Below are 25,590 nucleotides of genomic sequence, written 5' to 3' on the forward strand. Positions count from 1 at the left end.
GGCTTGCCCGCGGGCGGGCGGGGCGACGCGCAGCGGGCGCAACGGCCCGGGTGCGCGAAGGACACCAACGGTCCGGCGGCGCGGACGGGCCGCGCTCGCAGCCGACTCGAGCGGGCACCGCGGTCCTCCAGTTGGTCCCCACCCGCGCTCAGGGGGCAGTCGAGGCAGCCCGGTGACGATCGGGACCGTCCGGCTCGGGCTTGACCGAGCAGAGTCCCGGAGGGGGCCGATCCCGTGAAGAAGCTTGCTTCGTCCGCCGCGCTGTCGGAGCGCGCCGATCGCATCGCCGGACGCTCCCGCGCCGGCAACTGGAAGAAGCCCCCGCGACGCATCGAGGCGTCCGAGTGCATCACCTGCGACAGCTGCCTGCGCGGCTGTCCCGCGGAGTTCGGCGCGATCTTCGACCGGGGCCTCGACGTGGTGATCGTCCCGGAGCTGTGCTCGGGCTGCCCGGCCTGCGTGCTCGAGTGCCCGGTCGACTGCATCTACGTCGACGAGGACTGGACCCCGACCGACGACGCGATGTGGAACCACGTCGAACTCACCGCCGAGAGGGCCGCATGAAGGAGCCCGCAGGGCGCCAGGAGTCCCGCCGCGCCGTCAACGCGAGGAAGCGGATCAGCCGCCGCCCCAGCCGGCTGGGCACCCCCGCAGGCAGCACGGCCAAGCCGGACCGCGTGGGTGACCCCGACGCGGGGTTCCCCGGACTGCTGCGGCGCGTCTGGCGGCGGGCGACCGAGGCCGGGGACCCGCGAGCCGCGCTCGACGTGCTGCTCACCCTCGACGGGCACGTCCCCGGCGACATCCAGTTGCGGGCCCTGAACCGCGCGGAACAGGCCGCCCTCATCGCGCTGTTCGGCCTGAGCTGGCGCGACCCGGACGACCCCGGCGACAGCCTCGCCGACGCGTCGGGCATCCGGGCGGCAGAGCCCGCGCGGCCGGCCCCCGACCCGTCCGGGCCCCCCGCCTTCCTCGGCGAGATCGGGCTCACCACCAACGGCCGCATCGCCGTGCGCACCCCCGGCGCCCGCCCCCTCGACCCTCGCGACCTGGTCGGTGGAGTGCTCCGAGTGCCGTACGACCGCGCCGCTCTCGCCGCCTACCGTCGGGAACTCGACCGGGCCCGGCGAAGGAGTGCCGACAGCGTCGCCGACTGCCGCTCCTGGCTGGCCGAGCAGGGCCCCGAGGGCCGGGCCGCGCTGGTCGCCCAGGCCACGGAGGCGGCGCTGCGCACCGCCCCGTTCGTCCTCCACCAGGAGGACACGCAGTACACCAACTTCCGGGGCCAGAACACGCTGACCGGCAAGACCCTGTGGCCCGGTCACCCCGACTGCGCGTTCAGCGCGCTGCGGGACCTTCCGTTCGACCTGTGGTCGGACCAGGACGTCCAGCTCGTCGTCTGCCTGACCCTGCTCATCCACTCGGCCGGCTTCGGCCGGATCGAGGAGGCCAACGGCACCCAGCTGACCGTCGACCATGTCGCGTACACGCTTGAGCGGGTGCGTCGCGCCTACAACGCCGTACCCGGACTCGAACCCGTGCCCGCCGCGGCCTCGCGGCGCGTCGCCGACCTGAACCGGCTTGCCCTCGCGCTGCGCGAGCGACGCCGGGAGATGGGCGGGCACGCCCAGTTGTACCGGGAGATCCACGGGGCTCTGATGCACAAGGTGGAGCGGGTGGCCGCCGGCCCCGGCCCCGTCGCCAGGGCTCGCGAGGACGCGGTCGCCGAACGCCTGCGCACGAGGCTGCCGCTGGCCGGCGCAACGCTCGCCGAACTCGGCCGCGACCTGGCCGCCGCACCCGGCTGGCTCGCCGAACCGCACGGCTCCTTCGGCACCGGCCTGGAGTCCGTGGTCCACGAGACCGTGGCCGCCACCGTCGACGCCTTCGGCGCCGACTTCGCGATGAGCCGCGGCATGCGCTCGCTGCCCGACCTGGTGCGGGCGCTGCGCGGCGAGAGCTGGGCGGAGATCTGCGACTGGGACATCACGCACTTCTTCTGCTGCGTGGTGCCGCGGCCCGGGGCCGCCGCGCACTTCGGCGGCTCCGAGGCCGCACTCGCCGACGCCGCCTGGGCGATGTCCTCGCGCATGCAGTACAACTCCTGGCACTTCGTCGCCGGCAATCTGCCACGGGTGCCCGAGGTGGTGGCCCGCGACCACTTCGTACCGCCCGCCATCCCGGACGTCGCGTTCTTCTCGGACCAGCACCACCACGGGCACGTCAGCAACAACGTGCGCTTCTCGCTGCGCTCTCCGCAGTCCGTCGAGGTCGACGGCCGCCGCTTCGACGGCTTCATGGACCTCAGGCTGCTGCGCTGTGCCGGGAGCCCGTTCGACGAGCAGGACCTGCTCGCCGCCCACCGGGTGTCGGGGTTCATCGCCCGCGCCACCTCGCTGGCCGCCGGGCTCGTCGCGGCCGGGACGGACATCGAGGTCACCGCGTTCGACGCCGGCTGGCACTGGAGCGCCGTCACCGGCCGGGGACCCGCGGCGTCCGCGGCCGGCCAGGTCCGCCGAGCGTCGTGAAAGGAGACCGATGACCGCCCGCGGCGTCAGCCACACCAGGGAACTCCTGCGGCGGGGCGAACTGTCCGCCGTCGAACACACCACGGCCGTCCTGAGCGCGGCGCGTGAGCGCGACACTCTCGACGCGTACGTGGCCGTCGCGGGCGAGGAGGCACTGCGCGCGGCACGGCGCGCGGACGCCCGCATCCGGGAACTCGGCGCCGATGCCTGGCGGACCATGCCGCTGCTCGGGGTCACCGTCTCCGTGAAGGACCTGCTGCAGACCCGCCACCTGCCCACCGGGCGCGGTTCCCTGCTGCCCAACGACCGGCCCCGCGAGGACGCGCCCGCGGTGGCCCGGCTGCGTGCCGCCGGAGCCGTCGTCGTCGGTAAGACCGCCACCTCCGAGTACGGCTGGAGCGCGTCGACGGTCAGCCGAGTCGCCCCGCCCACCCGCAACCCCTACGATCCTCGCCTGACCGCGGGCGGCTCCAGCGGCGGCGCCGCGGCCGCGGTGGCCACGGGCCTGTGCGACGCGGCCCTCGGCACCGACGGGTCCGGGTCGATCCGGATACCGGCGGCGTTCTGCGGCGTCGTCGGCTACAAGCCGTCCCTCGGCCGCATCCCGTACGTGCCCAACAGCGCCGACCGGCTCGCCCACCAGGGCCCCCTCGCCCGCACCGTCGCCGACGCCGCGCTGCTCGCGGAGGTCATGGCGGGCCCGCACCCGGCCGACCCCGATTCCGGCCTCGGCTCCCTCGACGCGCCACGCACCGCACGGGCACTCCGGATCGGCTGGATCGAGTACGACGGCACCGCCGGCGACGTCCGCCGCGTCACCGAGCAGGCCCGCCTGGCCCTGGTGGGCCAGGGGCACCTGGTCGAGCACGTGGAGGTGCGCTGCACCCACCTGTACCCCGCGCTCGTCGACCTCCTCGCCGCCTCCGAGGCGGCCGGGGCCCGTCCCGAGGACGACGAGTGGGCCGATCCCGGCCGCCTGGAGGTGATCCGGCACGGGCGCACCCTCGGCGGTGCCGACGTGATCCGTGCCGAGGAAGTCCGCCAGAACCTGCGCGCCACCCTGCGCACGGTCATGGACCGCTACGACGTCCTCGCCATGGCCACCGTTCCCGTCGAGCCGTTCGCCGCCGACACCGTCGGTCCGCCCTGGGCGGCCGACGCCCGGGACCTGCAGTGGCTGGCCTGGGCACCCGCCTCGTACCCCTTCAACATGACCGGCCAGCCGGCCCTGTCGCTGCCCGCCGGTCTCACCTGCGCCGGCCTGCCGGTGGGTGTGCAACTGGTCGGGCCCGTCGGCGCCGACGACCTGGTCGTCCAGCTCGCCGGACGCCTGGAGGCCGACCTCGGCACGCCGGTGCCGCCCGGTACGCGCGTGCTGGAACCCGCGATCGCCCGATGACTCACGCCCGTGGAAAGGACGTTCCCATGTACGCCAGGTCATGGTCCTCGCCCGCAGCGGAGGGCAGTGTCGGGCAGCCCTCGTTCGTGGCTGATCACGGGCTGTGGGACGAGGCCCGGCTCGCCGCAGCCGAGCGGGTCGAGGCGAGCCTGGCCGACCTCGACCTCGTGCGCCTCGTCTTCGGCGACCCGCACGGTCTGGTCCGCTCCAAGACGCTCACCGCCGAGGCGTTCCGCACCGTGCTGCGCAACGGCATGAACTTCAGCCCCGGGCCGTTCGTCTTCGACACCGGGCACGCCGTCGCCGTCGACTTCCTCGGCGACCACGGCATCGGCGTCGACGAGATCGCCGGCGCCGGGAACTTCGTCCTGGTCCCCGATCCGCTCACCTTCCACCCGCTGCCGGGCGGCGACGCGCGCACCGCGTGGGTCATCGGCGACGAGTACCTGCGCGACGGCAGCCCGCATCCGCTCTCGTCGCGGGCCGTGCTGCGACGCGTCGTCGACCGGTACACCGAGCGGGAGCTCGCCCCCGTCCTCGGCCTCGAGGTCGAGTGGTACCTCACCCGGCGCCTCGACGACGCGCCCGGCAACACCGGCAACGGCTTCGGACTGCAGGGCGGTGCGCCGCGCGTGTCCGCCCTGAACGCCGGCTACCAGTTCAACCTCGACGCCTACTACGACACCGTCGCTCCCCTCACCGATCCGCTCGCCCTGCACCTGCTCGCCCTCGGCCTTCCGCTGAGGTCGATGGAGCACGAGTCGGGGCCGGGCCAGGTCGAGACGACGTTCAGTCCGATGTCCGCGCTGGACACCGCCGACGCGATGCTGCTCTTCCGCACGGTCACCAAGAGCTGGTGTGCCCGGCGCGGGCACCACGCCTCCTTCATGTCGCAGCCGCTCCTGGACGCCGCCGACCCCAGCGGCTGGCACCTCAACCAGTCGGTCACCGACCTCGCCTCGGGCAGCAACCTCTTCGGCACCGAAGGCCCCTCCGGTGGGCTGTCCCCGCACGGCAAGGCGTACGCGGAAGGGCTGCTGAACTGGGCCCGCGAGCTGTTCCTGCTGTCGGTGCCCACCGTCAACGGCTACCGGCGGCTCGCCGCGGAACACACCCTGGCGCCCACCCGGCTCGGCTGGAGCCAGGAGGACCGCAGCGCGATGCTCCGCGTCGTCGGGCACGGTGCCGGAGCGCACATCGAGAACCGGATCGGCGAGCCGTGCGCCAACCCGTACCTCGCCATCGCCGCCCAGCTGTTCGCGGGCCTCCAGGGCATCACGGCGCCGGCCGCACCCGTGGACGCCACCGGGGCCGCGGGGCCGGGTGACGCCGTCCTCGTACCGCAGCGGCTGGGCGAGGCCCTGGACGCCTTCCGCGCCGGCCGCGCCGCCCGGCTGCTGGGCGAGCCGCTCGCGGCCTGCCTCGCCAAGCTGAAGGAGAGCGAACTGCGCCGCTTCGACGCCTGGTGCCTGCAGGCCGCGCCCACGCCCGGACAGGTCACCGAGTGGGAGCAGCGCGAGTACTTCGGCGTCTACTGACCTCCGCCCTTCCTTGTAGTCCCCGTCCCGACCGGTCTCCTGACGAAGGCGTCGCATGATTCCCCGTTACACGCTGCCCGAGATGGCCCACCTCTTCTCCGACCGGTTCCGCTACGCAACCTGGGTGCGGGTGGAGATCCTCGCCTCCGAGGCGCAGGCCGCCCTGGGCCGCGTACCGCACGAGGCGGTCGAGGACATGCGCCGTGCCCGCGTGCCGGAGCCGGAGCGGGTCGCCGAGATCGAGCGGGAACGCGACCACGAGGTGCTCTCCTTCCTCGCCGCCTACTGCGAGGACATCCCCGAGTCCTCCGCGCGCTGGGTGCATCACGGCATGACCAGCTACGACCTCGTCGACACCGCGCTCGGTCACACCCTGGCCCGGGCCACCGACCTGCTCACCGGCGCCGCCCGGCGACTGCGCCGGGTGCTGACCGGACGGGCCCTGGAGCACTGGGACACCGCGATGGTGGGCCGCACCCACGGTGTGCACGCCGAGCCCACCACCTTCGGGCACAAACTCGCCGGGCACGCCTTCGCCGTGGACCGCTCACTGCGCCGGCTCGACGCCGCCCGCGAGGCCGTGGCCGTCGGCACCGTCTCGGGTTCCGTGGGCACCTACGCGCTGATCGACCCGCGCGTCGAGGAGCACGTCCTGGCCGCGCTGGGCCTGGCCGCCGAACCCGCGCCCAGCCAGGTCGTAGCCCGTGACCGACACGCCCAGCTCCTGCAGGCCGTGGCCACGCTGGGCGCCTGCGTGGAGCAGATCGCCCTGGAGCTGCGGCTGTTGCAGCGCACCGAGGTCCGCGAGGTGGAGGAGCGGCGCACCGGTGCCTACCAGGGCTCCAGCGCCATGCCCCACAAGCGCAACCCCACCACGAGCGAACGGCTGTGCGGCCTCGCCCGCCTGCTGCGCGGCTACGCCGACACGGCCCTGGAGAACGTGGCGCTCTGGCACGAACGCGACCTCGCCCACCAGTCCGTGGAACGGGTGATCCTGCCCGACAGCCTCTGCGTCGGCCACTACCAGGTGACGAAGGCCGCCGACCTGGTGGCGTCGCTCACCGTCGACACCGAACGAATGCGCGCGCACATCGACCAGACCGACGGGCTCGTCCACAGCTCCTCGGTCCTCGCCGACCTGCTCGGCAGCGGCATGGAGCGCGAGAGCGCCTACCGCGGCGTGCAGGCCGCGGCCAACCACACCCTGACGACGGGCGAGCACTTCGGCGCGTCCCTGGCCAAGCAGGGCATTGACGTGGCGGGTCTCGGCCCCGAGCGTTTCCTCGCCCACCACGATGTGATCCACAGCCGATTGGAGAAGCTGCATGAGCTGGAAGACTGACCGCGTCGAGGGTGCCGCGCTCGACCTGGACGAGGTCCTCGGCGTCTACCACGCCTCCGGACTCGGCGAACGACGCCCGGTCGCCGACCGCGAGCGGTTCGCGACCATGGTCCGCAACGCCAACCTGGTGCTCGTCGCCCGCGACGACGACGGAACGCTCATCGGCATCGTCCGCGCGGTGTCGGACTTCTCCTACGTCACCTACGTCTCGGACATCGCCGTCGTCCGGGACCGTCAGCGTTCCGGTGTCGGCCGCGCCCTGATCGACGCCACGAGGGACGCGGCCCCGGCCGCCAAGCTCGTGCTCCTGTCCGCGCCGGCGGCCGTCGACTACTACCCGCGCATCGGGTTCACGCGTCACGAATCGGCCTGGGTGCTCAACCCGTAGGACCTGCCTCCCACCGGGTCAGCAGGGCTGTACCGGGGCTCCACCGCGCTTGCCTAGATTCACGGTCGGGGCGGGCTCACGCATCCGCGGCGCCACGGGTGGTCCGCGTCGTGCCGTCCCACGGCCGCACGCACCGCACCGGACCCCCGGGGGAGGCATGACCCAGACATCGGCACAGGCACTGCTCGACACCCGCCCGCACACCGGCGCCGCCCCGGCCGTCCCACGGACCGCCCAGGAGCGTGAGCCGGTCGCCACCGGCCACGGCGCGGCCGTCTCGATGCCCTCCGGGCGTCGTGTTCTCGTCGTCGACGCCGACGCCGCCTGCGCCGACTCCCTGGTCACCCAGTTGCGCCGGCACGGTCACGAGGCCCTCGGCGTACGGCGCGGCGGAGACGCGCTGAGCGCTCACGAGGACGCCGACCTGGTCCTCCTCGACCTCGAACTGCCCGACCTGGACGGCCTGGAGGTCTGCCGTGCGCTGCGGGCCGTCAGCCGGGTGCCCGTCATCATCGTCACCGCCCGCGCCTCCGAGCTGGACTGTGTCCTCGGCCTCCAGGCGGGCGCCGACGACTACGTGGCCAAGCCGTACGGCCTGCGGGAGCTGATGGCCCGGATCGAGGCCGTGATGCGCCGGGCCGAGTGGCAGCCCGCCGCCGCCCGCGAGATCCGGCACGGCCGCCTGCACATCGACGTGGGTTCCCGCGAGGTCCTGGTCGGGGACGAGGAAGTCGCCCTGACGCGCAAGGAGTTCGACCTCCTGTGCCTGCTCGCCTCACACCCCGACACGGTCATCCCGCGCAAGCAGCTCCTCCAGCAGGTCTGGGGCGACTCCTGGTCCCGCCGCACCGTCGACACCCACGTCAGCAGCCTCCGCGGCAAGCTGGGCGACAGCGGATGGATCGTGACGGTGCGGGGCGTGGGCTTCATGCTGGGAAATCCCTAGCGGTGGTCGGCGGGCGTTCGAGCGGTTCTCAAGCCGGTCTCATGCGTTCCGGCCGACTCTGAGTGAGGCGTGATCACCAGAACGCGCCGTTCCGCTTACCGCACCAATTGGGGAGACGAACATGCAGATCCGCTCGCGTCTGACCAAGTCCGGCCTGCTGGGCGCCGCCGCCGTCGCCGCCCTCGCCTTCACCGCGGCCCCGGCCTCCGCGGCTCCGGCGGTGACCGCCTCGCCCGGCAGCGGCCTGACCGACGGCCAGTCCGTGACCGTGTCCGGCACGGGCTTCCCGGCCGGCTCCGAGGTCGCCGTGTCGCAGTGCCGGGAGAACACCACCTGCACCGACACGCTGGCGACGGCCACCGTCGGCGCCGACGGCAGCTTCAGCACCGCCTACACCGTGCGCAAGCAGTTCACGGCCACCGACTGGAGCACCGGCACGGGCTCCACCGTGACCGTGGACTGCGCCACCCAGCAGTGCCAGCTGGTCGCCTACCAGGAGGCCAGCGGTCCGGTCGGCACCGGTATCTCCTTCGGCTGAGGCGACCCACCCGAGGGTTCGAGCCCACCGGGCGGTGCCCGCGACCGGCACCGCCCGGTGGGCTCGCCCGTGTCCCGCCGCACGTCCTAGGCGGACGTGGACGTCACCGGCGCGGGCTCCCAGGCGAAGCCGTCCGGGTCGGTGAAGGCCTCGGCGGTGCCGCCGAGCACGATCCGGTGCGAGCCGCCGCCGTCCTCGGGCACGCCGACGTCCTTGGCCAGGCCCCGGCGCTTGTACAGCGCCAGCTTGACGGGCCCCGAGTCGTCGGAGGCGAACTCGACGTACTTGCCGCCGAAGCTCTTCGCCACGGTCAGGCCCCGCTCGACGTAGAACTGCTTGCTCGCCTTGACGTCCTCGGCTCCCAGCAGGAGTACGAGGTCGTCGACCTTCCGGGTGGCGGGACCCGTGTTCTTCTTCGACGAGGTGGCCACCTTCCAGATCGTGCCGTCCGGGGCCTGCACGACGCCGCCGTAGCCCCACAGGGACTTCGCGGCCGGCTTCAGGGTCGTGGCACCCGCGTCGAGGGCGGAGCCGATGAAGCTGTCGACGTCGGCCGGCTGGGACACCGTGATCGACATCGTGAATCCGCGAAAGCCGGTCGTCGGCGTGTCGGAGGCCCGCAGACGTACCTGCGAGCCCAGTCCGAAGGCGGCGGTGTAGAAGCGGTCGGCGGCCGAGAGGTCGGCCACCTCCAGGGTGACGGATGCGAGGGAAGTCATGGCGATCACGCTAGCCGCGGTGGGCTCGCCGGGGCTTCTTCGATCCTGCTCGATGACGGCACCGGTGCCGTCACACACCATGGCAGTCCGGCGGACCCGGCTGCCGCCCGGCGCCGGTACACCTCGGGCGGCATGCCGACCAGTTCGGTGAAACGGGTGACGAGGACGGCCGTCGACGGGCAGCCGACCACGAGGCCGAGGTCGGCCGGGCTGTGGTCGCCGTGCCGCAGCATCTCCATCGCACGTTCCACGCGGCGCACCGTCAGGTAGGTGTACGGCGACATGCCGTAGGCGTCACGGAACCGCCGGGCGAGCTGACCGGGCGGTATGCCCGCCTCGCGGGCGAGCGCATCGACGTCCAGCGGCCGCGTGGGTTCCCGGTCGATCCGGTCGCGCACGCGGCGCACGTGCGCGAGGTCGAGCAGGCGTTGCGCGGCGATCATCGCCTGCCTCCACCCGGGATGGCACATGACGGACTCCTCTCAGCCGATGTCGGAAAGCAGTTCCCGGATGCGGACCAGGTTGCCCGCGGGATCGCGGAACGCGCAGTCGCGGAGGCCGTACGGACGGAGGACCGGCTCCTGGACGACCTCGGCGTCGGCGGCCTGCACCCGGGCGAACGTGGCGTCGAGGTCCCGGGTGGCGAGCACGATCCGGCCGTAGGTGCCCTTGGCCGTCATCTCGAGGACGGTGTCGCGCTCCGCGTCGGTGATCGAGGTGTCGGCGGCCGCCGGGGCCAGGAGCAGGGAGGTGTCCGGCCGGCCGACGGGACCGACCGTGATCCAGCGGGTCGCGCCCCGTCCCACGTCCTCGCGGACTTCGAAGCCGGGGGCCTCCCGGTAGAAGGCCAGGGCGGCGTCCGGACCGTCGTGCGGCAGGGCGCTCGTATGCAGGGTGAGGTCCATGAACCGCACGCTAACCGCGGCCCCGTTGAGCGGGCTTCTCCGTTCCTGACCCCTTCCGGAGGGGCCTGTACCGGATCCCTAGCGGGACTCGAGCGGATCGCGATGCCCACGAGCCACCCTGTCGAGTGGACCGACACGTGGTGAGGTGGCTATGGACGCGGCAGTGGAAAGGGCGGTCGAGTACATTCGCGAGCGTTTCGGCGATCCGCTGACCGTTTCCGACATCGCCGAAAGGGTTCGGCTCAGCCGTTTCCATTTCTCGCGCGTATTCAAGGACGAGACGGGGGTGAGCCCCGGGAGATTTATCGCCGCGGTGCGCATTCACGAGGCCAAGCGGCTGATCGACCACTCTTCGATGAGTATCGCCGAGGTCTCCGTCGCGGTCGGGTACAGCAGCCTGGGTTCGTTCACCGACTCCTTCACGGCCGGCGTCGGGCTGTCTCCCGGCCGGTTCCGCAGGCTGTGCCGCGGCGGGGAACAGGAGCCGCCGGGGCCGGACGCGGGACCGCGGCCGGACCTCGGCGCGGTCGCGGGGACGGTCAGGCTGCCGGAGGGGCACGGCAACGCGCGGGTGTATGTCGGCGCCTTCGCCACACCTGTCGTCCAGTATCCGGCTGTCGCCGCGGCCGTCATCGACGTGCCGAGCGACCGGCCGTCCTGCTACTCCCTGCAGAACGTGCCCGAGGGGGAGTGGCACCTGCTCGCGGTGGCGGTGGCCGCCGGTACCGGTCAGGACCCGCGGGCCGGCCGGGCGTCACTCGTCGGGAACCACGGCACGGCGACCGTGACCGTCACCGCGAACACCGTCACCAGCGCGGCGGTGCGGCTGCGCCCGGCACGCCCGGCCGATCCGCCGGTCCTGCTCGCCCTGCCCCGTCTCCGGCCCCCGGAGACCGTCGTGCCGCACCCCGGATGCGCCGCGGCGGCCCCGGGGCCGCCGCCCGCCGGCCGGCTGCGGGTGGTGTCCGCCGCGCCGGTGCGCTCACGACCCTGAGGGCGACGGGTTGCGACACAGCTCCTGCCTGGCCTTCAGTCGTTCGGCGAGCAGGAACCACTCCTTGCCGATGTGGTCGGCGATCGGGGCGATGACGCCCAGCCAGTGTGGCGGGACGGCGTCGACGAGCCGCCGCCAGTCCTCGCCGGGCTCGGTGGCGTGGGTCTGCATCCAGCGCAGCAGTTCCCGGCCGCCGGCGGTGTAGCGGATGGCGGGATCAGTGGCCATCTTGGCTGCCACCGTCGCCCATGTGGGCGGGGTGTCGGTGTGGTTCCTGCGCTGCGGCGGGGCGGCCTCGGCGTGTCCGGCCACCCGCAGCGGTGCCGGGCGAACGCCGTCGGCGACCGCCTCGGCCGGTGCCTGCGGGTCGTCGAGCGGCGGCACGGACGGCACCGGACGCACGTGCTGCGGGCGTGCGGCATGCGTCTGGCGCCCGTTCCGCTCGGGCCCCTCCCCGCGCCGGAGCCGCGCGCTGACGTCGTGCACCGTGCCCAGCGACACGTCGGTCGCCCTGGCGACCTGGCGCAGCGGGGCGTTCGGATGGGTGGCGATGTACTCGGCGGCCCGCCGTCTGCCCTCGCCCGCGTCCACCGGGCGCCGCCTGCCGTCCTGGCCGACGCGCTTGCCGCCCAGCGGCGCCGCGATCGCCGACCGCTCGCGCAGCGACGCGACCGTCTTCGCGCTCAGACCGGTGATGCCGGCGATGGCGCGGTCGGACCAGTCGGGGTGGGAGCCGAGGACCCGCTGGGCGCCCGCGACGCGGTCCGCCTTGGACAGCGGCAGGCCGTGCGAGCCGTTCGCCTGCATGGCGATGACGAGCGCCTCGGAGTTGGAGCAGTCGAGAAAGCGGACCTTGATGCTGTCGTCGCCCATGAGCCTGGCGGCCTCCAGGCGGTGCAGCCCGTCGATGACACGGCAGCCGTCCACCTGGACGAGGAGCGGGGGAAGCTCCGCCGAGCCCGCCGCGTCGACGAGCAGCCGGACATGAGCGGCGTCCGTTCCGCCCTGGCGCAGGGAAACGCCGGGAGCGAGCGCGGCGACGGGAACTTCGCGTGTCGGCAGTTTCTCGAAATTGCGCAGGTCGAATTCGCGGTGCGCCGACGCTCCGACGCCCTCCATCCGGACGGGACTGAATGCACTCGTTATCGAGACGGCTTGCGCATTGCTCTGAGCCATTCCTGTAACTCCCTCTCTGCTGCCGCTGCCGACGAGGGTCGCAGGAGGGTCTCCAGCCGCAGTGGAGAGCAGGTCGACGTCGCCTGGAAACACGAAGCCGTGGGTGCCCGCCGAACCGACGGGCACCCACGGGGATCAGGCGTCGCGGCGCCGCAGCTGTACCGCCGCGACGGCCAGCAGGGCGGCAGCCCAGAGCGCGAGGACCCCGAGGCCCTCCCACGGTCCCAGCAGATCGCCCGCGCGTGCGTGCTGCTGGGTGATCATGAAGCCGGCCTGGGTCGGAAGGTAGGCGTGCACGTGCTCGCCGACGCTGCCGGGCAGCAGGCCCGCCATCGGGGTGATCACCAGGACGAACCCGACGACGACGGTGATGCTCGCCGCCGTGTGCCGGATGATCGCGCCGACGGCCAGGGCGAACAGGCCGAGGAGGGCGAGGTAGAGCCCGCAGCCCGCGACGGCCCGCAGGACGCCGGGGTCGCCGATCGCGACCGGCGCCTTGCCGTCCAGGATCGGCGCGCCGATGAAGAAGGAGCCGAACGCGGTCACCTCGCCCACCGCCAGGACCAGCAGCCCGAACACCGCGCCCTTGGCCGCCAGCACGGGCACCCGCCGGGGCACCGCGAGGAGGCTGGCACGGATCATGCCGGTGGAGTACTCGGAGGCGATCGCCATCACGCCCAGCACGCAGACCGCCAGCTGGCTGAGCAGGATGCCGCTGCCCAGGATGGTGCCCGTCGGGTCCATCCTCATCTCGGCCTGCTGGGACGGATCGGTCTTGTCCCAGTTGGCGATGCCCATCTGCATGAACAGCGCGGTGAACACCAGGGTGAGCACGACCAGGACGGCGAGCGACCAGACGGTGGACCGGACGGAGCGGATCTTGGTCCACTCCGAGAGCATCAGGCTCGCGAAGCCCGGCGCGCGGCCCTCGGCCGTCGACGCGGACGCGTGGGTGGGCGCGGTCGTGGTGGTCACTTCACACCTCCGGCGGTGGGCACGCCGGCGTCGTACTCGACGGCGTCCTTGGTCAGTTCCATGAAGGCGTCCTCGAGGGAGCCGCGTCGGGTCGACAGCTCGTGCAGCACCAGGCCGTCGGCGGCGGCGAGTTCGGCGATGCGCGCGGCCTCCAGCCCGGTGACGTCCAGGTCTCCCTCGTCGGTGGTGGTGACGGTGGCGCCCTTGTCCCGCAGCAGTTCGGCGAGCTGCCTCCCGTCGGGCGTCCTGACCAGGACCGACTGCTCCGTGCTGCGCTCGATGAACTCCTCGGTGGAGCAGTCGGCGACCAGCCTGCCGCGTCCGATGACGATGAGGTGGTCGGCGGTCACGGCCATCTCGTTCATCAGGTGGCTGGAGACGAGGACGGCCCGGCCCTCCGCCGCGAGCGACTTCATCAGGTTCCGGATCCACAGGATGCCCTCGGGGTCGAGCCCGTTGACCGGCTCGTCCAGGACCAGCGCCGCGGGGTCGCCGAGCAGCGCGGCGGCGATGCCGAGCCGCTGGCCCATGCCGAGCGAGAAACCGCCCGCGCGCTTGCGGGCGACCGAGGTCAGCCCCACCTGCTCGATGACCTCCACGACCCGGCGCCTGCCGAGGCCCTGGGTCTGCGCGAGGCAGAGCAGGTGGTCGTAGGCGCTGCGTCCGGTGTGGATCGCGCGTGCCTCGAGCAGCGCCCCGACCACCCGCAGGGGCCGGGACAGGTCGCGGTAGGGCACACCGTTGACGGTGGCCTCGCCTGCGTCGGGCTTGTCGAGCCCCAGCAGGAGGCGCATCGTGGTGGACTTGCCTGCGCCGTTGGGGCCCAGGAAGCCGGTGACCCGGCCGGGCTCGACCGTGAACGACAGGTCGTTCACGGCGGTCTTGTCGCCGTAGCGTTTCGTGAGGTTCTTGGCCTCGATCATGGTCACCTCGGTTGAATGGCCTGCGAGAGTTTCGATGGGGCAGAAAACTCCCCGGCCACCTGTGATAGCAGGATCGCTATCTGTTCAGTAGTCGCAGCCTGGAGTGGCCGTGAACGATGGCCCGGGCATCACGGCACAGATATTTTGACAGCTCCGACTGTCTGGGGAAGTCCGCGTTTCATCTGCTGACTTTCCTCAGTTGAACCCGGAAACCACGAGGTTGGTCATGAATTCAGATACGAACGGGCCGGTGCGCGCCGGGCGGCGGCCGGTGGTCGGGATCTGTGCCCGGACGGCGCCCGTCACCCTCCAGGGCAGCGACCTGGTCGTCTCCCTGGCGCTCCAGGCACACGTGGCCTTCCTCTCCGAGGCGGGCTGCACGCCCCTGCTGCTTCCGGTGCTGCCCGGAGTCGAGGACCTGGCCGAACGCCTCGACGGACTGCTGGTCCCGGGCGGTCCCGACCTGGATCCGTCGCTCTACGGCGCGGACGCCCATCCGGCGACCCGGGCGATGGACCCGGACGCGGACCGCGTCGAACTCGCCCTGCTCGGCAGGGCACTTGACGCGAAAGTACCGGTGCTGGCGATCTGCCGTGGCATGCAACTGCTCAACGTGCTGCACGGGGGTACCCTCCACCAGCACCTGGCGGACGTCACAGGCCACGATGGCCACCGTCCGCGGACGCCGTCCTTCACTCTCGGCCGCCGCCCGCTGAAGCTGCGGCCCGGCAGCCGGATCGCCGGCGTCCTCGACGAGGCCGAACCCGTCACGGCCTGCCACCACCACCAGGCGGTGGACCGCCTCGGCGACGGCCTCAGCGCCACCGGATGGGCCGAGGACGGGACCGTCGAGGTCGTCGAAGCCGCGGACCATCCCTTTGTGATCGGGGTGCAGTGGGAGTCCGGGCAAACGGCCGACAAACGACTTCACCAAGCTCTCGCGGGGGCGGCCGGCAGTGCGAATAATCAACCGGTCGCCGCAATTCTGAGAAATTGAGAAAAGGCGTCCCCGTGAGGAAACTGTTTTCGATCCCCATGCGAAGGAGAAACATGTCGCCGCGGATGCCCAACCCCTCGTTGGTGGTTCCCGACGTTCTTCCGCCCATGCGCGCGCTGGTCAAGGCCGTCAACAGCGTCGGTGTGCCGTTGCAGACGCTCGTGCTCATCCACCTGAGGGTGAGTCAGATCAACGGACGTACGGTCGAACTGCCGCGTAAGCAGAGGGAGTTCGAGGAAGCGGGGGAAGAGGACCACCGTCTGCCGGTGGTGGAGACCTGGCGGGAGCAGACCTGCTTCACCGACGCCGAGCGATCCGTGCTGGCGCTGGCCGAGGCCGCCACGCGCATCAACGACCGCGAGGACCCGGTGTCGGACGAGGTGTGGGACGAGGCCGCGCGGCACTGGAGCGAGGTGCAGCTTGCCGCCGTCGTCATGCACATCGGCCTGGTCAACCTCTGGAACCGGGTCAACGTCGCCACCAAGCAGGAGCCGGTGGACTGGCGGATCAACCCGAAGAAGTGGACCCCGATGACCAGTCGGCTCACCCCGGCGCAGTAACCCGCAACGACTTCGGGCCCTGTCCGGCGCCTCATCGCCGGACAGGGCCCGAAGTCGTTGCGGGCACGCCCGGTTCAGCCGGCGCCGTCGCCCCGCGTGACCGTACCGAGGACGGCGAGCAGCGTCCGGGCCTGCACGTTGACGTAACGACTGTGCCCGGCGAGCCAGGTCAGCTGACCCGGCGTGACCCACAGGTACCCCGGTGGCGGCTGGGTGGGCGTCGTCGCCTCGTCGGTCTCCACGATCAGATAGCGGCTCTCGGCGTTGAGGAACCGGCCGCCCTCCTCGGAGTGGACCGTCGAGTACCGGACGCGGTCGGGGGAGGCGTTGAGTATCGCGTCGAGGAAGGGCGGGCGGTGCTCCGCCGGCAGCGGGGCGTAGTTCGACGGGGCGCACTGCACGGTCGGCGCCAGCTCGACGGTGTCGAGGAAGCCGCCCTCGACCCGCGCGTGCGCGAGGACGTGCGGCACTCCGTCGAACACTCGGTAGGCGAAACCGACGACCCCGGTCTCCACCGGCTCGATGATCGGCTGGCTCCAGCCGGCGACCTCACGCCCCGCGCCCTCGACCGACACCGCCACCACCCGGAAGAACCTGCCGTCGTCCCGGCTGACGGAGTCCTCGCCGGTCCGCCATCCGGCGATCTCGCGCAGGGGCATGCGACGGGCGTGGACGTCGTGCCGGGCCCGCTCCCCCGTGAACCAGGTCAGCAGGCCGGAGTCGGACGACAGCGCCCTCGTCCCGTCCGGAACCGCCGGAGCGCTCGCCAGGACGGTGCGCGCGTCCATGTTCACGACGTTGTCGCGCCCCAGCAGCTCGAGGATCTGCCCGAGGGTGAGCCAGCGGAACGTGTCGTCGACCGGTACGTCGCCGTCCACCTCGACGATCATGTTGCGGTTGCGCTTGCGGTAGAACCAGGCGCCGTGCTCGGACTGCAGGACGTCCGTGAGCACCCGCTCACGCTCGGGGGCGAGGAAGTGCTCCAGGTACTTCACCTCCGTCCCGCCGTGGGCCTTGGTGTAGTTGCTGCGGGTGGCCTGCACGGTGGGGGAGAGCTGCACCAGGTTGGGGTTGCCGGGCTCCATCTTCGCCTGCATGAGGAAGTGGAGGACCCCGTCGAACTCCTTGGCCAGGATGCCGAGGATGCCGATCTCCGGCTGCACGATGATCGGCTGCTGCCACTCGGCCCCGGGCCGGGTGACGTGCAGTCCCTCGATGGTGAAGAACCGCCCGCTGCTGTGCCGCAGGTCGCCGGTGTCCGGAGCGAACGACCAGTGGCCGAGCTCTGCGAAGGGGATTTTGCGGACCACCGTCCCGACGGTCCTGCGGTGCCGGTCCAGCCAGTCCGGTACGTCGCAGGTCGCGATGTGCGCCCCCGCGCTCGACGCGGCGGACCGCGCGAGCCGCTCGGCGGTGCCCGTCCGGGAGCGGGGCACCAGCACGGCCGACGCGCTCACAGCCGGCCACCGCTCTCCTTGACCGGCTTCCACCAGCGGGGGTTGTCCCGGTACCACGCGACGGTCTCGGCCAGGCCCGCGTCGAAGGCGGTGAGGGGCCGGTGGCCCAGCTCGCGCTCGATCTTGCGCTGGTCCAGGGCGTAGCGCCGGTCGTGGCCCTTGCGGTCGGTGACGTGCCGGATCATGTCCGGTTCCACTCCGCACAGTTCGGCGATCCGGTGGGCCAGCGTGAGGTTCGGCACCGCCGTGCCGGACCCGATGTTGTAGACCTCGCCCGCCCGGCCCTCGGTGAGGACCCGGTGCACCGCCCGGCAGTGGTCGTCCACGTGCAGCCACTCGCGGACCTGGCCGCCGTCCCCGTAGACGGGGATGGGGCGTCCCTCGAGCAGGTTGGTGACGGCGAGCGGGATGAACTTCTCGGGGTGCTGGTAGGGGCCGTAGTTGTTGGAGCAGCGGGTGACCGAGAGGTTCAGCCGGTGCGTGCGGAAGTACGACAGGGCCACCAGGTCGGAGGCCGCCTTGGACGCGGCGTAGGGCGAGTTGGGGAGGAGGGGGGACTCCTCGGTCCACACGCCCTCCTCGATGGAGCCGTACACCTCGTCCGTCGATATGTGCACCACCCGCTCGACACCCGCCGCGAGGCATGCCTCGAGCAGCGCCTGGGTGCCCTCCACGTTGGTGCGGACGAACACCGCGCCGCCGGCGATGGAACGGTCGACGTGGCTCTCGGCCGCGAAGTGGACCACCGCGTCCTGACCGTGCAGCACGCTCCCCAGCAGGTCCCGGTCGAGGATGCTCCCGCGCACGAAGGCAAGCCGCGGGTGCGTGGTGGGCAGGTTGTCACGGTTTCCCGCGTAGGTCAGTTCGTCCAGAACCGTGACGTGCGCGTCCTCGAAATCCGGATAACCGCCGTCGAGCATGGTCCGTACGTAATGCGAGCCGATGAATCCGGCGCCGCCTGTGACGAGAATTTTCATGAGACCACACCGCAGTCACCGCAGTCGGAATACCACGCTCGAAGCATGTCCTTTTCCCCTTTCGACGAGGGGACTCGTGACGGGCGTCCCCGTCCGGTGAGGCTGAACGGCCGCCCTCGAAACCCTCTCGAGACGGACTCGAAGAGCTCCGGGGGCGGCCGGTGGTGGGGGGAGGTCAGCTGTCCTGCAGCAGTCCGAGGACGTTGCCGTCCAGGTCGGTGAAGGTGGCCACGCGACGGCCGCCGCCGACGTCCTTGGCGGGGCTGGTCACGGTGGCGCCCGCGGCGGTCACCTCGGCCAGCTTCGCCTCGATGTCGGCCACGTGCCAGTAGGCCACCTGCGAGTCCTGGGCCCCCGCCGGCACCAGCCCGATGTGCTGACCCGCGACGTCGAAGCCGACGTAGTACTCCGAGTCGGTCTGCGGCTCGATGCCGAGCAGGACGGCGTACAGCTTCTTGGCCGCTGCCACGTCCGCCACGGGATGCAGCACGGTCTTGATTCCCTGGATGGCCGAGTCAGCCATTTTCACTCCCGGGGGGTTGGGATTCTGTCGCCTCATGCTAGGAAAATCCGCTGACCCACCGCATCTTCGCGCATACCGCCTCGAGCGGTTTTCCAGGCGTTCTTGACCGTGAGCCGACAGGCCGGTGCCACGCTGCCAGCGCGCTGAATTCAGGAGGGGAATTGTGAGAAGACTTGCGTTGGTCTCAACAGTGATCGCGACTGGTCTGGTGGGCTCGGCCGTGGCCCCGGTCGCGGTGGCGGACGAGGCGTCGTCCGGGTCCGTCGCCGGTAGTGTGGCGTGGGCGCCGTGTCCGGGCGGGGACCCGGTCCTCGGCGACATGCTCCAGGGCCTTGAGTGCGGCACGGTGCAGGTGCCGCTCGACTACGACGACCCCGAGGGCAGGCAGATCAGCCTGGCGCTGACCCGGGCCAAGCACACCGTCCCCGACAGCGAGTACAAGGGTGTCGTCGTGCTCAACCGTGGCCAGTGGCCCGGCGGCATCGGCCGGGACCTGCCCACCCGGTACGCCCAGGGCACCACCGGGCTGGCGAAGGACGTCGGCGACGCCTACGACTGGATCGGCTTCGACCCGCGCGGCGTCGGCGCCAGCGAGCCGGCCGTCGTCTGCGACAGCGAATACCTCGACCCCGGGCACGCCCAGCCCGACCCGGTGCCGGCCACGCCCGCCGCCGAGCGGGAATGGACGGAGCGGGCCCGCGCGTACGCCGAGAGCTGCGGCGACAAGTACGGTGACGTGCTCGAGCACCTCGGCACCGAGGAGGCCGCACGCGACCTCGACCGGATGCGCGTCGCGCTCGGCCAGGAGAAGATCACCTACTTCGGCACCGACTGGGGCACCTACCTCGGCTCGACGTACGGCACGATGTTCCCCGACCGGGTGGACCGGATGGTGCTGGACAGTGTGGTGCGTCCCAGCACAGTGGGGTACCGCAACAGCCTCCGCAAGAACGTGACGTCCGAGCGGAACGCCGAGATCTTCTTCGCCTGGGTCGCCAAGTACGACGCCGTCTACCACCTGGGCACCACCGCGGCCGAGGTCGAGGCGAACTACTACGAGGGGCAGGACGCGCTCCGCGCCGCGCCGGTCGACGGCAGGATCGGCCCGTCCGAGTGGGCGGACGTCTTCGAACCGGTCGTCTACCGCAGCTGGACCTGGCTGTCCCGCGCGCGGATACTCTCCGACTGGGTGGTGAACGAGGACCCGTCCTCGCTGCGGGCCAGCTACTCGCCGCCGGGCTTCCCCCACCAGAACCGGCACGCGATGACCAACGCGGTCAACTGCCTGGACGGCCCCTGGCCGCGGAACTGGAAGCAGTGGCACCGCGCCCACACCCGCCAGTACGACGCCGGTAACCGTTTCCTGACCTGGACCAACGCCTGGTACAACGCTCCTTGCGCCTTCTGGCCGGAGTCCGCCATGAGCGAGCCGCGCGAGATCGGCGACGACGAGGTGGACGTCCTGCTGGTGCAGCCGCAGTACGACACCGCGCACGGCACCGCCGGAGCCGTCGAGACGCACGCGCTGTTCCCGAACTCCCGGCTGGTCCTGGAGAAGGGCGGCCACAACGTCGGCGCGGCGCTGTCGGCGAACAACAACGTCTGCCTCAACGAGTACGTCGGTGACTTCCTGAGGGACGGCACCCGCCCCGCCTCCCGTCGCGGAGTCGATGCCGTCTGCAAGGCGTCACCGGACCCGGTCCCCGCGTCCTGACCCCGCACCGGACGGGCCCCGCACGATCGCCGTGCGGGGCCCGTCGGCCGTGATCCGCGGGTCAGTGCGGGACGGGTGCCGCCTGCTGACGGTGGGCGGTGACCACGTTCCGCAGGGTGTGCGCCAGCTCGTTGGGCGTGGGCATCGCCAGCATCTCCTCCCGCAGCCGCCGGGCGTTCGCGCGCAGGGCCGGGTCCTGGAGCAGGCGGACGAGTGCGGCACGGACCGTGGGACCGTCCGCCTGTGCGGGCGTCATGGCCAGGCCCGCGCCCGCACGCTCCAGGCAGCGGAACTTCAGTGGAGCGTCGAACGCCCGCCCGATCAGCAACTGGGGTACGCCGTGGCGCAGGGCGCAGCCGAAGGACCAGGTTCCGCCGTGGTGCACCACGGCCGAGCAGGTCGGCAGGGCCTCGGCCAGGGGAACGGACTCCACCAGGCGGGTGTTGGCCGGTACTTCGCGCAGCTCGCGCCATGAGTGCGGCGGCAGGGCCAGGACCAGTTCCACCTCCAGACCGGCCACCGAGTCGAGGATCTGCTGGATGCTCTCGACGGGCAGCGGCAGCCGTGCCGGCCCGTCGTCGACCGAGTCGCCGAAGGTCATCAGGACGCGCGGTGCCCGCGGCGTCCGGGTGAGCCAATCGGGCACGACGGCCGGGCCGTTGTAGGGGACGAACTGCACCGGGAGCGTGGTCGGCCGGACATCGGGACGGAACGACTCGGGGAGCGGGGCGATGGTGAACTGCCCGTTGACCAGCTCCTCGGAGAACTCCACGCCGTACCTCCCGGCCCAGCCCGCCAGCCAGTCGCGCAGGTTGTCGGCGCGCCGCTCCGGCGGCTGCAGGGCCTTGGCGTGCAGGAAGTCCTCACGCAGGCGGGTGTAGACGTCGACGGAGTACAGCACCCTGGCGTGTGCCGCGCCGACCGCGGCGGCGGCCACCGCCCCCGCGAACGCCTTCGCGCCCCAGAGCACCAGATCCGGTCGCCATGCGCGGGCGGCGGCGACCAGGTCCTCCATCATCGGGTCGTTCGACCGCCGTGCCTGCGGCAGCACCAGGTCGTCTACGACCCTGGAGGCCTGTTCCCAGCTCAGCCGCTCGCGGTCCGGCCGGATGTCGAACAACGGTTCCAGGCCCGGCCCCTCCCGCGGGGCCCGGCGCGCGGCCGCGGCACGGTCCGAGGTCTGACGCAGGTCCCGCTGCCTGCGTACCTCCGGTGTCTCTCCCGGCCCGACACCCAGGCCCGTCAGTCCCGCTCCGGTGACGGCGCCGAGCAGGTCGGGCCAGCCGGCCACCCGCACCTCGTGCCCGGCGGTCTGGAGCGACCACGCCAGCGGTACCAGGTTGAACACATGCGTCTTCCAAGGGAACGGCACGATGAGGACCCGCACGATGGCACTTCCTTGACGTCGGGGATCACGGACGGGGACCGGGCCGGAGGGCCGCGCATCGCGGCCCTCCGGCCCCAGCCCATCCTGATCACGCGTCCTGCATGTGTCTTCTCCTCGTGTGCCGTGTGGTGCCGGTCGAGGCGGTGACGAGGAGGGTCACCGCGGCGACGGCGAAGGCGGTGGCCAGCGGTCCCGCCAGATCGCAGAGCGCGCCCGTCACCAGGATGGAGACCGCCACGCCGGAGGGGAGCAGGGTGGCCCGGAACGTCACCACCGACGGGAGTTGCGCGTCGGAGGCCGTGGCCAGCAGCCGGTTGTTGTAGTGGACGTAGGCCATCTCGAACAGGATCAGGAAGAGCGCGTAGAGCGCGAGCGTGGGTATCGTGCCGCCGGCCATCATCGCCGCCAGCAGGGGCGGCATCGGGAGCACGGTCCACGCGGCCGAGGGCACCCGGTCGAGGTACCGCTGGGCCGGCAGGGCGGCGAGGGAACCGGCGAACAGGGCCACCGAGGAGACGGCGACGAACACGCCCACCAGGCGGGTGCCGCCGCCGAGCAACTGGACCGGGACGACGGTGACGGCCACCGTGTGGAAGCCCTGCCAGAAGGACACCAGCAGGAAACGGGCGAACAGTCTGCGCAGCACCGGGTCGTCGACGCGCGGGCGCGCGGGTGCCGCGGCCCGGGCTTCGTCCGGGGTGCCCGCACAGGCCGGCTCCGCAGCCGCCGGCAGCGCCCAGGCGAGCAGCGCGGAGACCACCAGCGTCGCCGCGTTCACCGCGAGCAGTCCCCGCAGCGACAGGGTGGACGCGGCCGGACCCGCCAGCGCGGCACCGACGCTGAGCCCGGTCAGCTTGCCTATCTCCGCGACGGTGTTGGCCCGGTCCAGCCGGTCCGGCGGGACCGTGTCGCGCAGGACGACCGCCGTGGCCGCGCGGGTCACCGCCTCGAAGTACCCGCGGGCCAGGAGCAGCACGACGGCGACCGCGAGCAGCGAGCGCCCCGGCGCGAGGAGGGCGGCCGCCGTCAGCACCAGGCTCGTCGCCTCGGCCATCCGGACGAGGCGTTGCGGAGCGTGCCGCGCGAGCAGCCGGTTGAGCGGGCCGGCCAGCAGCAGCGCGGGCAGCCACGGCGCACTCAGCACGGCCCCGGCCAGCAGTCCCGATCCGGTGGCCGACCCCACGTGCGTGGAAAGGCTCACCAGGACCAGGAAGCTTCCACAGGTGTTCACGAAAAGCAGTACCGGAGTGCAGTGCGGCGAGCGGAAATTCGCGGAAAGGGGCGTCATCAGGTATTCCTCCGAAGGGGGAGGATCGCAGAGTTGAACGGTTTTCCGCGAGACGGCGGTCTCTCTACTTTGAACACATGACAGCAGCCATCGAGGACCGCCCGTGCATCGTAATGGTCGACGCGTACGCCCCGGTCCGTTCACTTGTTTTGACATTCCTGGAGCAGGGATGCTCCATCGTCCGCGTGCAGAGCACTCGTGAGGTGCCCTACGTCTACCGCACGGCCCCGTTCGTTCCCGGCGACTTCATCGCCGACATCGTGCACGACGGCGATCTCGACGCCACCGTCGCGGCCGTCGCGGTGTACGAGCCGGCCGCGGTGGTCTCGGGCGGCGAGAGCGGGGTCGAGTTCGCCGACCTGCTCGCGGAGCGTCTCGGCCTTCCCGGCAACGGGACCGAGCTGAGCGCCGCGCGGCGGGACAAGCACCTCATGGTCGAGGCCGTGCGCGCCGCGGGACTGCGCGCCGCTCGGCAGCTGCGGGCCACGGACGGGGACGAACTCGCCGCCTGGCACCGCGAACTCGGCGGTCGTGTCGTCGTCAAGCCGCCCCGCAGCGCGGGCAGCCAAGGAGTCTTCTTCTGCGACACGCCCGAAGAGTCGGTCGCGGCCTTCGAGTCCCTCGCCGGTGCCGACGACGTCTTCTCCCGGCCCAACGAGGGGGCTGTGGCCCAGGAGTACCTGCCGGGCACCGAGTACATGGTGAACACCGTCAGCCGGGACGGCCGCCACCACGTGTGCGACGTCTGGCGGACCGGCCGTCTCAGCGCGAACGGTGTCGTCGACCTCTGCGACGCCCTGATGCTGATCGACTCGGAGAGCCGGGTGGTGGAGCCCCTGCGGGAGTACGCCTTCGGGGTGCTGGACGCCCTCGGTATCCGGCACGGACCGGCGCACCTGGAGATCCGGATGACTCCGGCGGGGCCGTGTCTGGTGGAGATCGGGGCCCGGGTCGCCGGCGGCGGCATCCCGGCCTGCGCGGGGCTCGGCATCGGCGAATCTCAGCTCGAGTGGACCGTCGACGCCTACCTGCGCCCCGACCGGTTCCACAGCCGGGCCGGAACGCCGTACCGGGTGCGGCGCTACAGCGCGATCGCCGGCATGGTCTCACCGGCCGAGGGGGTGCTCAGCGAGTACCGGGGCATCGAGGAGATCGAGCGGCTGGAGAGCTTCCACGGCCTGGCGACCCTGGTGAAACCGGGGCAGCAGATCTCCCGGACGGTCGACGACCTCACCTACCCGGTCGTCGTGACGCTGCTGCACGACCTCGAGGAGGTCGTGCAGCGGGACCTGAACACGATCCGCCATCTCGACGGCGCCGCGTTCTACGCCCTGGACCACGCGGCGAGCCCCTGAGCACGCCGTTCGACTGCCGACCTGCCGCGGTCGAACGTCACAGCCGGGCGACGGCGGCGGGCTCCGTCCGCGTCCAGGACGGCCGCGGCACCCGGTAGACGAAGCTCACGGCCGTACGCGGCTGCGCCGCCGTCGTGTTGGGTGCCGAGCGGTGCAGCACCATGCCGTCGAACATGACGGCCGAACCGGGCTTCAGGGGCACGGCGACCGGTTCGGCCCCACGCGGCAGGTGCCGGTCCGCGACGTGCGGCTCCACGGCCCCCGTCAGCGGCGGATCACCCGGCAGCCGCTCGCGGTCCCCGGTGTGCGGAAAGAGCCCGAGCAGGTGCGAGCCGGGGATGAACTCCAGGCAGCCGTTGTCCCGGGTGGCGGGTTCCAGGGCGATCCAGACCGTCACGATGCCGTGCTCCTCGGAACCGAAGGAGGGCGGCGCGAACGCGATGTCCTGATGCCAGGGCTTGGCCGAACCCACCACGGGCGGCTTGGCCCACAGGAAGGCGTTGACCAGGGTTCCGGGGCTGCCGGCGGCACTCGCGACCGGCCCGTCGGCCAGGTCCAGCGACCGCTGCACGGAGTCGAACTCGGGAACGTGCTCGTGGATGCGGTCGGCCGAGCGGAGCACACCCGTCAGGGCCTCGGAGCCCTGCTGCCAGGCCGCCCAGCCGCCGATGCCGGGCGCCTCCAGGATGAAGTCGTCGCTCGAGGCCGTACGGTCGCGGGCGATCTCCTCCAGCCGCGCCACCGCGCTCCGGAGCCGGGCGAGCGCGTCGCCCGCCGCCACCCCGGACAGGCGCACGAATCCGTTCTCCCGCAGTTCACGGCCATGGGTGTCGCCCATTCTGCTCTCCCTTTCCACACGTCGGACCGTCGCGAACCTACCGGCACATATCACGGGAATGTTCATGTTCAACTCCCGTTCTTCAAGGGCCGTTGCCGTGCCTTCCGGGATTTCCCTATGCTT

25 protein-coding genes are annotated in these 25,590 nt (G+C 72.0%); 13 read left to right on the plus strand and 12 right to left on the minus strand.

The window, feature by feature from the left end:
• The first annotated feature begins 234 nt into the window (after positions 1 to 234).
• The 8 genes from ACIQ6R_RS35845 to ACIQ6R_RS35880 all read left to right on the plus strand — a co-directional run bounded on the left by ACIQ6R_RS35845 (position 235) and on the right by ACIQ6R_RS35880 (position 8,679).
• Complete coding sequence (locus tag ACIQ6R_RS35845) at positions 235 to 564, plus strand: 4Fe-4S dicluster domain-containing protein (RefSeq protein WP_404186355.1); 330 nt, start codon at positions 235 to 237, stop codon at positions 562 to 564.
• A complete protein-coding gene (locus ACIQ6R_RS35850) occupies positions 561 to 2,528 on the plus strand; it encodes a hypothetical protein (RefSeq protein ID WP_404186357.1) in 1,968 nt (655 codons plus the stop codon). Before ACIQ6R_RS35845 ends, ACIQ6R_RS35850 begins: the two co-directional genes overlap by 4 nt.
• Before the next feature lie 10 nt (positions 2,529 to 2,538).
• The gene (locus tag ACIQ6R_RS35855) at positions 2,539 to 3,927 is read left to right on the plus strand and encodes an amidase (RefSeq protein ID WP_404226117.1); all 1,389 of its coding nucleotides are present in this window, start codon (positions 2,539 to 2,541) and stop codon (positions 3,925 to 3,927) included.
• 26 nt (positions 3,928 to 3,953) lie between these two features.
• On the plus strand, positions 3,954 to 5,465 hold the full coding sequence (locus ACIQ6R_RS35860) for a glutamine synthetase family protein (RefSeq protein ID WP_404226120.1): 1,512 nt from the start codon (positions 3,954 to 3,956) through the stop codon (positions 5,463 to 5,465).
• 55 nt (positions 5,466 to 5,520) lie between these two features.
• A complete protein-coding gene (gene purB / locus ACIQ6R_RS35865) occupies positions 5,521 to 6,807 on the plus strand; it encodes an adenylosuccinate lyase (protein ID WP_404186363.1) in 1,287 nt (428 codons plus the stop codon).
• Complete coding sequence (locus ACIQ6R_RS35870) at positions 6,791 to 7,195, plus strand: GNAT family N-acetyltransferase (protein ID WP_404186365.1); 405 nt, start codon at positions 6,791 to 6,793, stop codon at positions 7,193 to 7,195. The genes purB and ACIQ6R_RS35870 overlap by 17 nt, the downstream gene beginning before the upstream one ends.
• Positions 7,196 to 7,352: 157 nt before the next feature.
• Positions 7,353 to 8,141: a response regulator transcription factor gene (locus ACIQ6R_RS35875; RefSeq protein WP_404186367.1), complete on the plus strand. Its 789-nt coding sequence runs from the start codon at positions 7,353 to 7,355 to the stop codon at positions 8,139 to 8,141.
• A 121-nt stretch (positions 8,142 to 8,262) separates the two neighbouring features.
• The gene (locus tag ACIQ6R_RS35880) at positions 8,263 to 8,679 is read left to right on the plus strand and encodes an enediyne antibiotic chromoprotein (RefSeq protein WP_404186369.1); all 417 of its coding nucleotides are present in this window, start codon (positions 8,263 to 8,265) and stop codon (positions 8,677 to 8,679) included.
• A gap of 86 nt (positions 8,680 to 8,765) precedes the next feature.
• On the opposite strand, the gene ACIQ6R_RS35885 is transcribed toward ACIQ6R_RS35880, so the two are convergent.
• From ACIQ6R_RS35885 to ACIQ6R_RS35895, 3 genes are read right to left on the minus strand one after another with little or no spacing between them, the layout of a single operon-like run.
• Positions 8,766 to 9,398 (minus strand): glyoxalase, encoded by a 633-nt coding sequence (locus ACIQ6R_RS35885; RefSeq protein WP_404186371.1) that lies wholly within the window; start codon positions 9,396 to 9,398, stop codon positions 8,766 to 8,768.
• Positions 9,399 to 9,403: 5 nt separating this feature from the next.
• Positions 9,404 to 9,868 (minus strand): helix-turn-helix transcriptional regulator, encoded by a 465-nt coding sequence (locus ACIQ6R_RS35890; RefSeq protein ID WP_404226123.1) that lies wholly within the window; start codon positions 9,866 to 9,868, stop codon positions 9,404 to 9,406.
• A gap of 12 nt (positions 9,869 to 9,880) precedes the next feature.
• On the minus strand, positions 9,881 to 10,303 hold the full coding sequence (locus ACIQ6R_RS35895; RefSeq protein ID WP_404226126.1) for a VOC family protein: 423 nt from the start codon (positions 10,301 to 10,303) through the stop codon (positions 9,881 to 9,883).
• A 151-nt stretch (positions 10,304 to 10,454) separates the two neighbouring features.
• Here ACIQ6R_RS35895 and ACIQ6R_RS35900 point away from each other — a divergent pair, with 151 nt between their 5' ends.
• Positions 10,455 to 11,297 carry a helix-turn-helix domain-containing protein gene (locus tag ACIQ6R_RS35900; RefSeq protein ID WP_404226128.1) on the plus strand — a complete coding sequence of 281 codons (843 nt, stop codon included), beginning with the start codon at positions 10,455 to 10,457 and terminating at the stop codon, positions 11,295 to 11,297.
• Here ACIQ6R_RS35900 and ACIQ6R_RS35905 read toward each other — a convergent pair.
• The 3 genes from ACIQ6R_RS35905 to ACIQ6R_RS35915 form a co-directional block, all read right to left on the minus strand.
• Positions 11,286 to 12,473, minus strand: coding sequence for a nuclease (locus tag ACIQ6R_RS35905; protein WP_404186379.1), 1,188 nt, complete (start codon positions 12,471 to 12,473; stop codon positions 11,286 to 11,288). The two genes, ACIQ6R_RS35900 and ACIQ6R_RS35905, sit on opposite strands and share 12 nt — an antisense overlap.
• A 135-nt stretch (positions 12,474 to 12,608) precedes the next feature.
• Complete coding sequence (locus ACIQ6R_RS35910) at positions 12,609 to 13,448, minus strand: ABC transporter permease (protein ID WP_404186381.1); 840 nt, start codon at positions 13,446 to 13,448, stop codon at positions 12,609 to 12,611.
• Positions 13,445 to 14,371, minus strand: coding sequence for an ABC transporter ATP-binding protein (locus ACIQ6R_RS35915; protein WP_404226130.1), 927 nt, complete (start codon positions 14,369 to 14,371; stop codon positions 13,445 to 13,447). Before ACIQ6R_RS35915 ends, ACIQ6R_RS35910 begins: the two co-directional genes overlap by 4 nt.
• A 226-nt stretch (positions 14,372 to 14,597) precedes the next feature.
• On the opposite strand from ACIQ6R_RS35915, the gene ACIQ6R_RS35920 reads away from it, so the two are divergent.
• Positions 14,598 to 15,368, plus strand: a complete 771-nt coding sequence (locus ACIQ6R_RS35920) for a gamma-glutamyl-gamma-aminobutyrate hydrolase family protein (RefSeq protein ID WP_404186385.1) — start codon at positions 14,598 to 14,600, stop codon at positions 15,366 to 15,368.
• Positions 15,369 to 15,421: 53 nt separating this feature from the next.
• Positions 15,422 to 15,928, plus strand: coding sequence for a carboxymuconolactone decarboxylase family protein (locus ACIQ6R_RS35925; RefSeq protein ID WP_404186387.1), 507 nt, complete (start codon positions 15,422 to 15,424; stop codon positions 15,926 to 15,928).
• A 74-nt stretch (positions 15,929 to 16,002) separates the two neighbouring features.
• Here ACIQ6R_RS35925 and ACIQ6R_RS35930 read toward each other — a convergent pair whose 3' ends face one another.
• The 3 genes from ACIQ6R_RS35930 to ACIQ6R_RS35940 form a co-directional block, all read right to left on the minus strand.
• Positions 16,003 to 17,385: an NDP-hexose 2,3-dehydratase family protein gene (locus ACIQ6R_RS35930; RefSeq protein ID WP_404226131.1), complete on the minus strand. Its 1,383-nt coding sequence runs from the start codon at positions 17,383 to 17,385 to the stop codon at positions 16,003 to 16,005.
• Entirely contained in the window at positions 17,382 to 18,362 is a 981-nt protein-coding gene (gene rfbB, locus ACIQ6R_RS35935) for a dTDP-glucose 4,6-dehydratase (RefSeq protein ID WP_404186391.1), read from the minus strand. Before rfbB ends, ACIQ6R_RS35930 begins: the two co-directional genes overlap by 4 nt.
• A 175-nt stretch (positions 18,363 to 18,537) precedes the next feature.
• The gene (locus ACIQ6R_RS35940) at positions 18,538 to 18,885 is read right to left on the minus strand and encodes a VOC family protein (protein WP_404186393.1); all 348 of its coding nucleotides are present in this window, start codon (positions 18,883 to 18,885) and stop codon (positions 18,538 to 18,540) included.
• Between the two features lie 190 nt (positions 18,886 to 19,075).
• Here ACIQ6R_RS35940 and ACIQ6R_RS35945 point away from each other — a divergent pair, with 190 nt between their 5' ends.
• A complete protein-coding gene (locus tag ACIQ6R_RS35945; protein WP_404186395.1) occupies positions 19,076 to 20,599 on the plus strand; it encodes an alpha/beta fold hydrolase in 1,524 nt (507 codons plus the stop codon).
• 61 nt (positions 20,600 to 20,660) lie between these two features.
• On the opposite strand, the gene ACIQ6R_RS35950 is transcribed toward ACIQ6R_RS35945, so the two are convergent.
• Together ACIQ6R_RS35950 and ACIQ6R_RS35955 are read right to left on the minus strand one after the other, a co-directional pair.
• Positions 20,661 to 21,986, minus strand: coding sequence for a nucleotide disphospho-sugar-binding domain-containing protein (locus tag ACIQ6R_RS35950; RefSeq protein ID WP_404226133.1), 1,326 nt, complete (start codon positions 21,984 to 21,986; stop codon positions 20,661 to 20,663).
• 88 nt (positions 21,987 to 22,074) lie between these two features.
• Positions 22,075 to 23,274, minus strand: a complete 1,200-nt coding sequence (locus ACIQ6R_RS35955; RefSeq protein ID WP_404226136.1) for an MFS transporter — start codon at positions 23,272 to 23,274, stop codon at positions 22,075 to 22,077.
• Between the two features lie 77 nt (positions 23,275 to 23,351).
• Between ACIQ6R_RS35955 and ACIQ6R_RS35960 the strand changes: the two genes are divergently transcribed.
• Positions 23,352 to 24,629, plus strand: a complete 1,278-nt coding sequence (locus ACIQ6R_RS35960; protein ID WP_404226138.1) for an ATP-grasp domain-containing protein — start codon at positions 23,352 to 23,354, stop codon at positions 24,627 to 24,629.
• Positions 24,630 to 24,666: 37 nt separating this feature from the next.
• Here ACIQ6R_RS35960 and ACIQ6R_RS35965 read toward each other — a convergent pair whose 3' ends face one another.
• Entirely contained in the window at positions 24,667 to 25,467 is an 801-nt protein-coding gene (locus tag ACIQ6R_RS35965) for a phytanoyl-CoA dioxygenase family protein (RefSeq protein ID WP_404226140.1), read from the minus strand.
• Positions 25,468 to 25,590 lie beyond the last annotated feature (123 nt).

The sequence above is a fragment of the Streptomyces sp. NPDC096048 genome (genome assembly GCF_044763415.1).
GTDB lineage: Bacteria > Actinomycetota > Actinomycetes > Streptomycetales > Streptomycetaceae > Streptomyces.

Excerpts from the sequence above, each read along its gene's own strand:
- ACIQ6R_RS35850 (WP_404186357.1), top strand. The coding sequence starts at position 561 with ATGAAGGAGCCCGCAGGGCGCCAGGAGTCCCGCCGCGCCGTCAACGCG.
- ACIQ6R_RS35855 (WP_404226117.1), top strand. The coding sequence starts at position 2,539 with ATGACCGCCCGCGGCGTCAGCCACACCAGGGAACTCCTGCGGCGGGGC.
- ACIQ6R_RS35860 (WP_404226120.1), top strand. The coding sequence starts at position 3,954 with ATGTACGCCAGGTCATGGTCCTCGCCCGCAGCGGAGGGCAGTGTCGGG.
- purB (WP_404186363.1), top strand. The coding sequence starts at position 5,521 with ATGATTCCCCGTTACACGCTGCCCGAGATGGCCCACCTCTTCTCCGAC.
- ACIQ6R_RS35870 (WP_404186365.1), top strand. The coding sequence starts at position 6,791 with ATGAGCTGGAAGACTGACCGCGTCGAGGGTGCCGCGCTCGACCTGGAC.
- ACIQ6R_RS35875 (WP_404186367.1), top strand. The coding sequence starts at position 7,353 with ATGACCCAGACATCGGCACAGGCACTGCTCGACACCCGCCCGCACACC.
- ACIQ6R_RS35880 (WP_404186369.1), top strand. The coding sequence starts at position 8,263 with ATGCAGATCCGCTCGCGTCTGACCAAGTCCGGCCTGCTGGGCGCCGCC.
- ACIQ6R_RS35885 (WP_404186371.1), bottom strand. The coding sequence starts at position 9,398 with ATGACTTCCCTCGCATCCGTCACCCTGGAGGTGGCCGACCTCTCGGCC.
- ACIQ6R_RS35890 (WP_404226123.1), bottom strand. The coding sequence starts at position 9,868 with ATGTGCCATCCCGGGTGGAGGCAGGCGATGATCGCCGCGCAACGCCTG.
- ACIQ6R_RS35895 (WP_404226126.1), bottom strand. The coding sequence starts at position 10,303 with ATGGACCTCACCCTGCATACGAGCGCCCTGCCGCACGACGGTCCGGAC.
- ACIQ6R_RS35900 (WP_404226128.1), top strand. The coding sequence starts at position 10,455 with ATGGACGCGGCAGTGGAAAGGGCGGTCGAGTACATTCGCGAGCGTTTC.
- ACIQ6R_RS35905 (WP_404186379.1), bottom strand. The coding sequence starts at position 12,473 with ATGGCTCAGAGCAATGCGCAAGCCGTCTCGATAACGAGTGCATTCAGT.
- ACIQ6R_RS35915 (WP_404226130.1), bottom strand. The coding sequence starts at position 14,371 with ATGATCGAGGCCAAGAACCTCACGAAACGCTACGGCGACAAGACCGCC.
- ACIQ6R_RS35920 (WP_404186385.1), top strand. The coding sequence starts at position 14,598 with ATGAATTCAGATACGAACGGGCCGGTGCGCGCCGGGCGGCGGCCGGTG.
- ACIQ6R_RS35925 (WP_404186387.1), top strand. The coding sequence starts at position 15,422 with ATGTCGCCGCGGATGCCCAACCCCTCGTTGGTGGTTCCCGACGTTCTT.
- rfbB (WP_404186391.1), bottom strand. The coding sequence starts at position 18,362 with ATGAAAATTCTCGTCACAGGCGGCGCCGGATTCATCGGCTCGCATTAC.
- ACIQ6R_RS35940 (WP_404186393.1), bottom strand. The coding sequence starts at position 18,885 with ATGGCTGACTCGGCCATCCAGGGAATCAAGACCGTGCTGCATCCCGTG.
- ACIQ6R_RS35955 (WP_404226136.1), bottom strand. The coding sequence starts at position 23,274 with ATGACGCCCCTTTCCGCGAATTTCCGCTCGCCGCACTGCACTCCGGTA.
- ACIQ6R_RS35960 (WP_404226138.1), top strand. The coding sequence starts at position 23,352 with ATGACAGCAGCCATCGAGGACCGCCCGTGCATCGTAATGGTCGACGCG.
- ACIQ6R_RS35965 (WP_404226140.1), bottom strand. The coding sequence starts at position 25,467 with ATGGGCGACACCCATGGCCGTGAACTGCGGGAGAACGGATTCGTGCGC.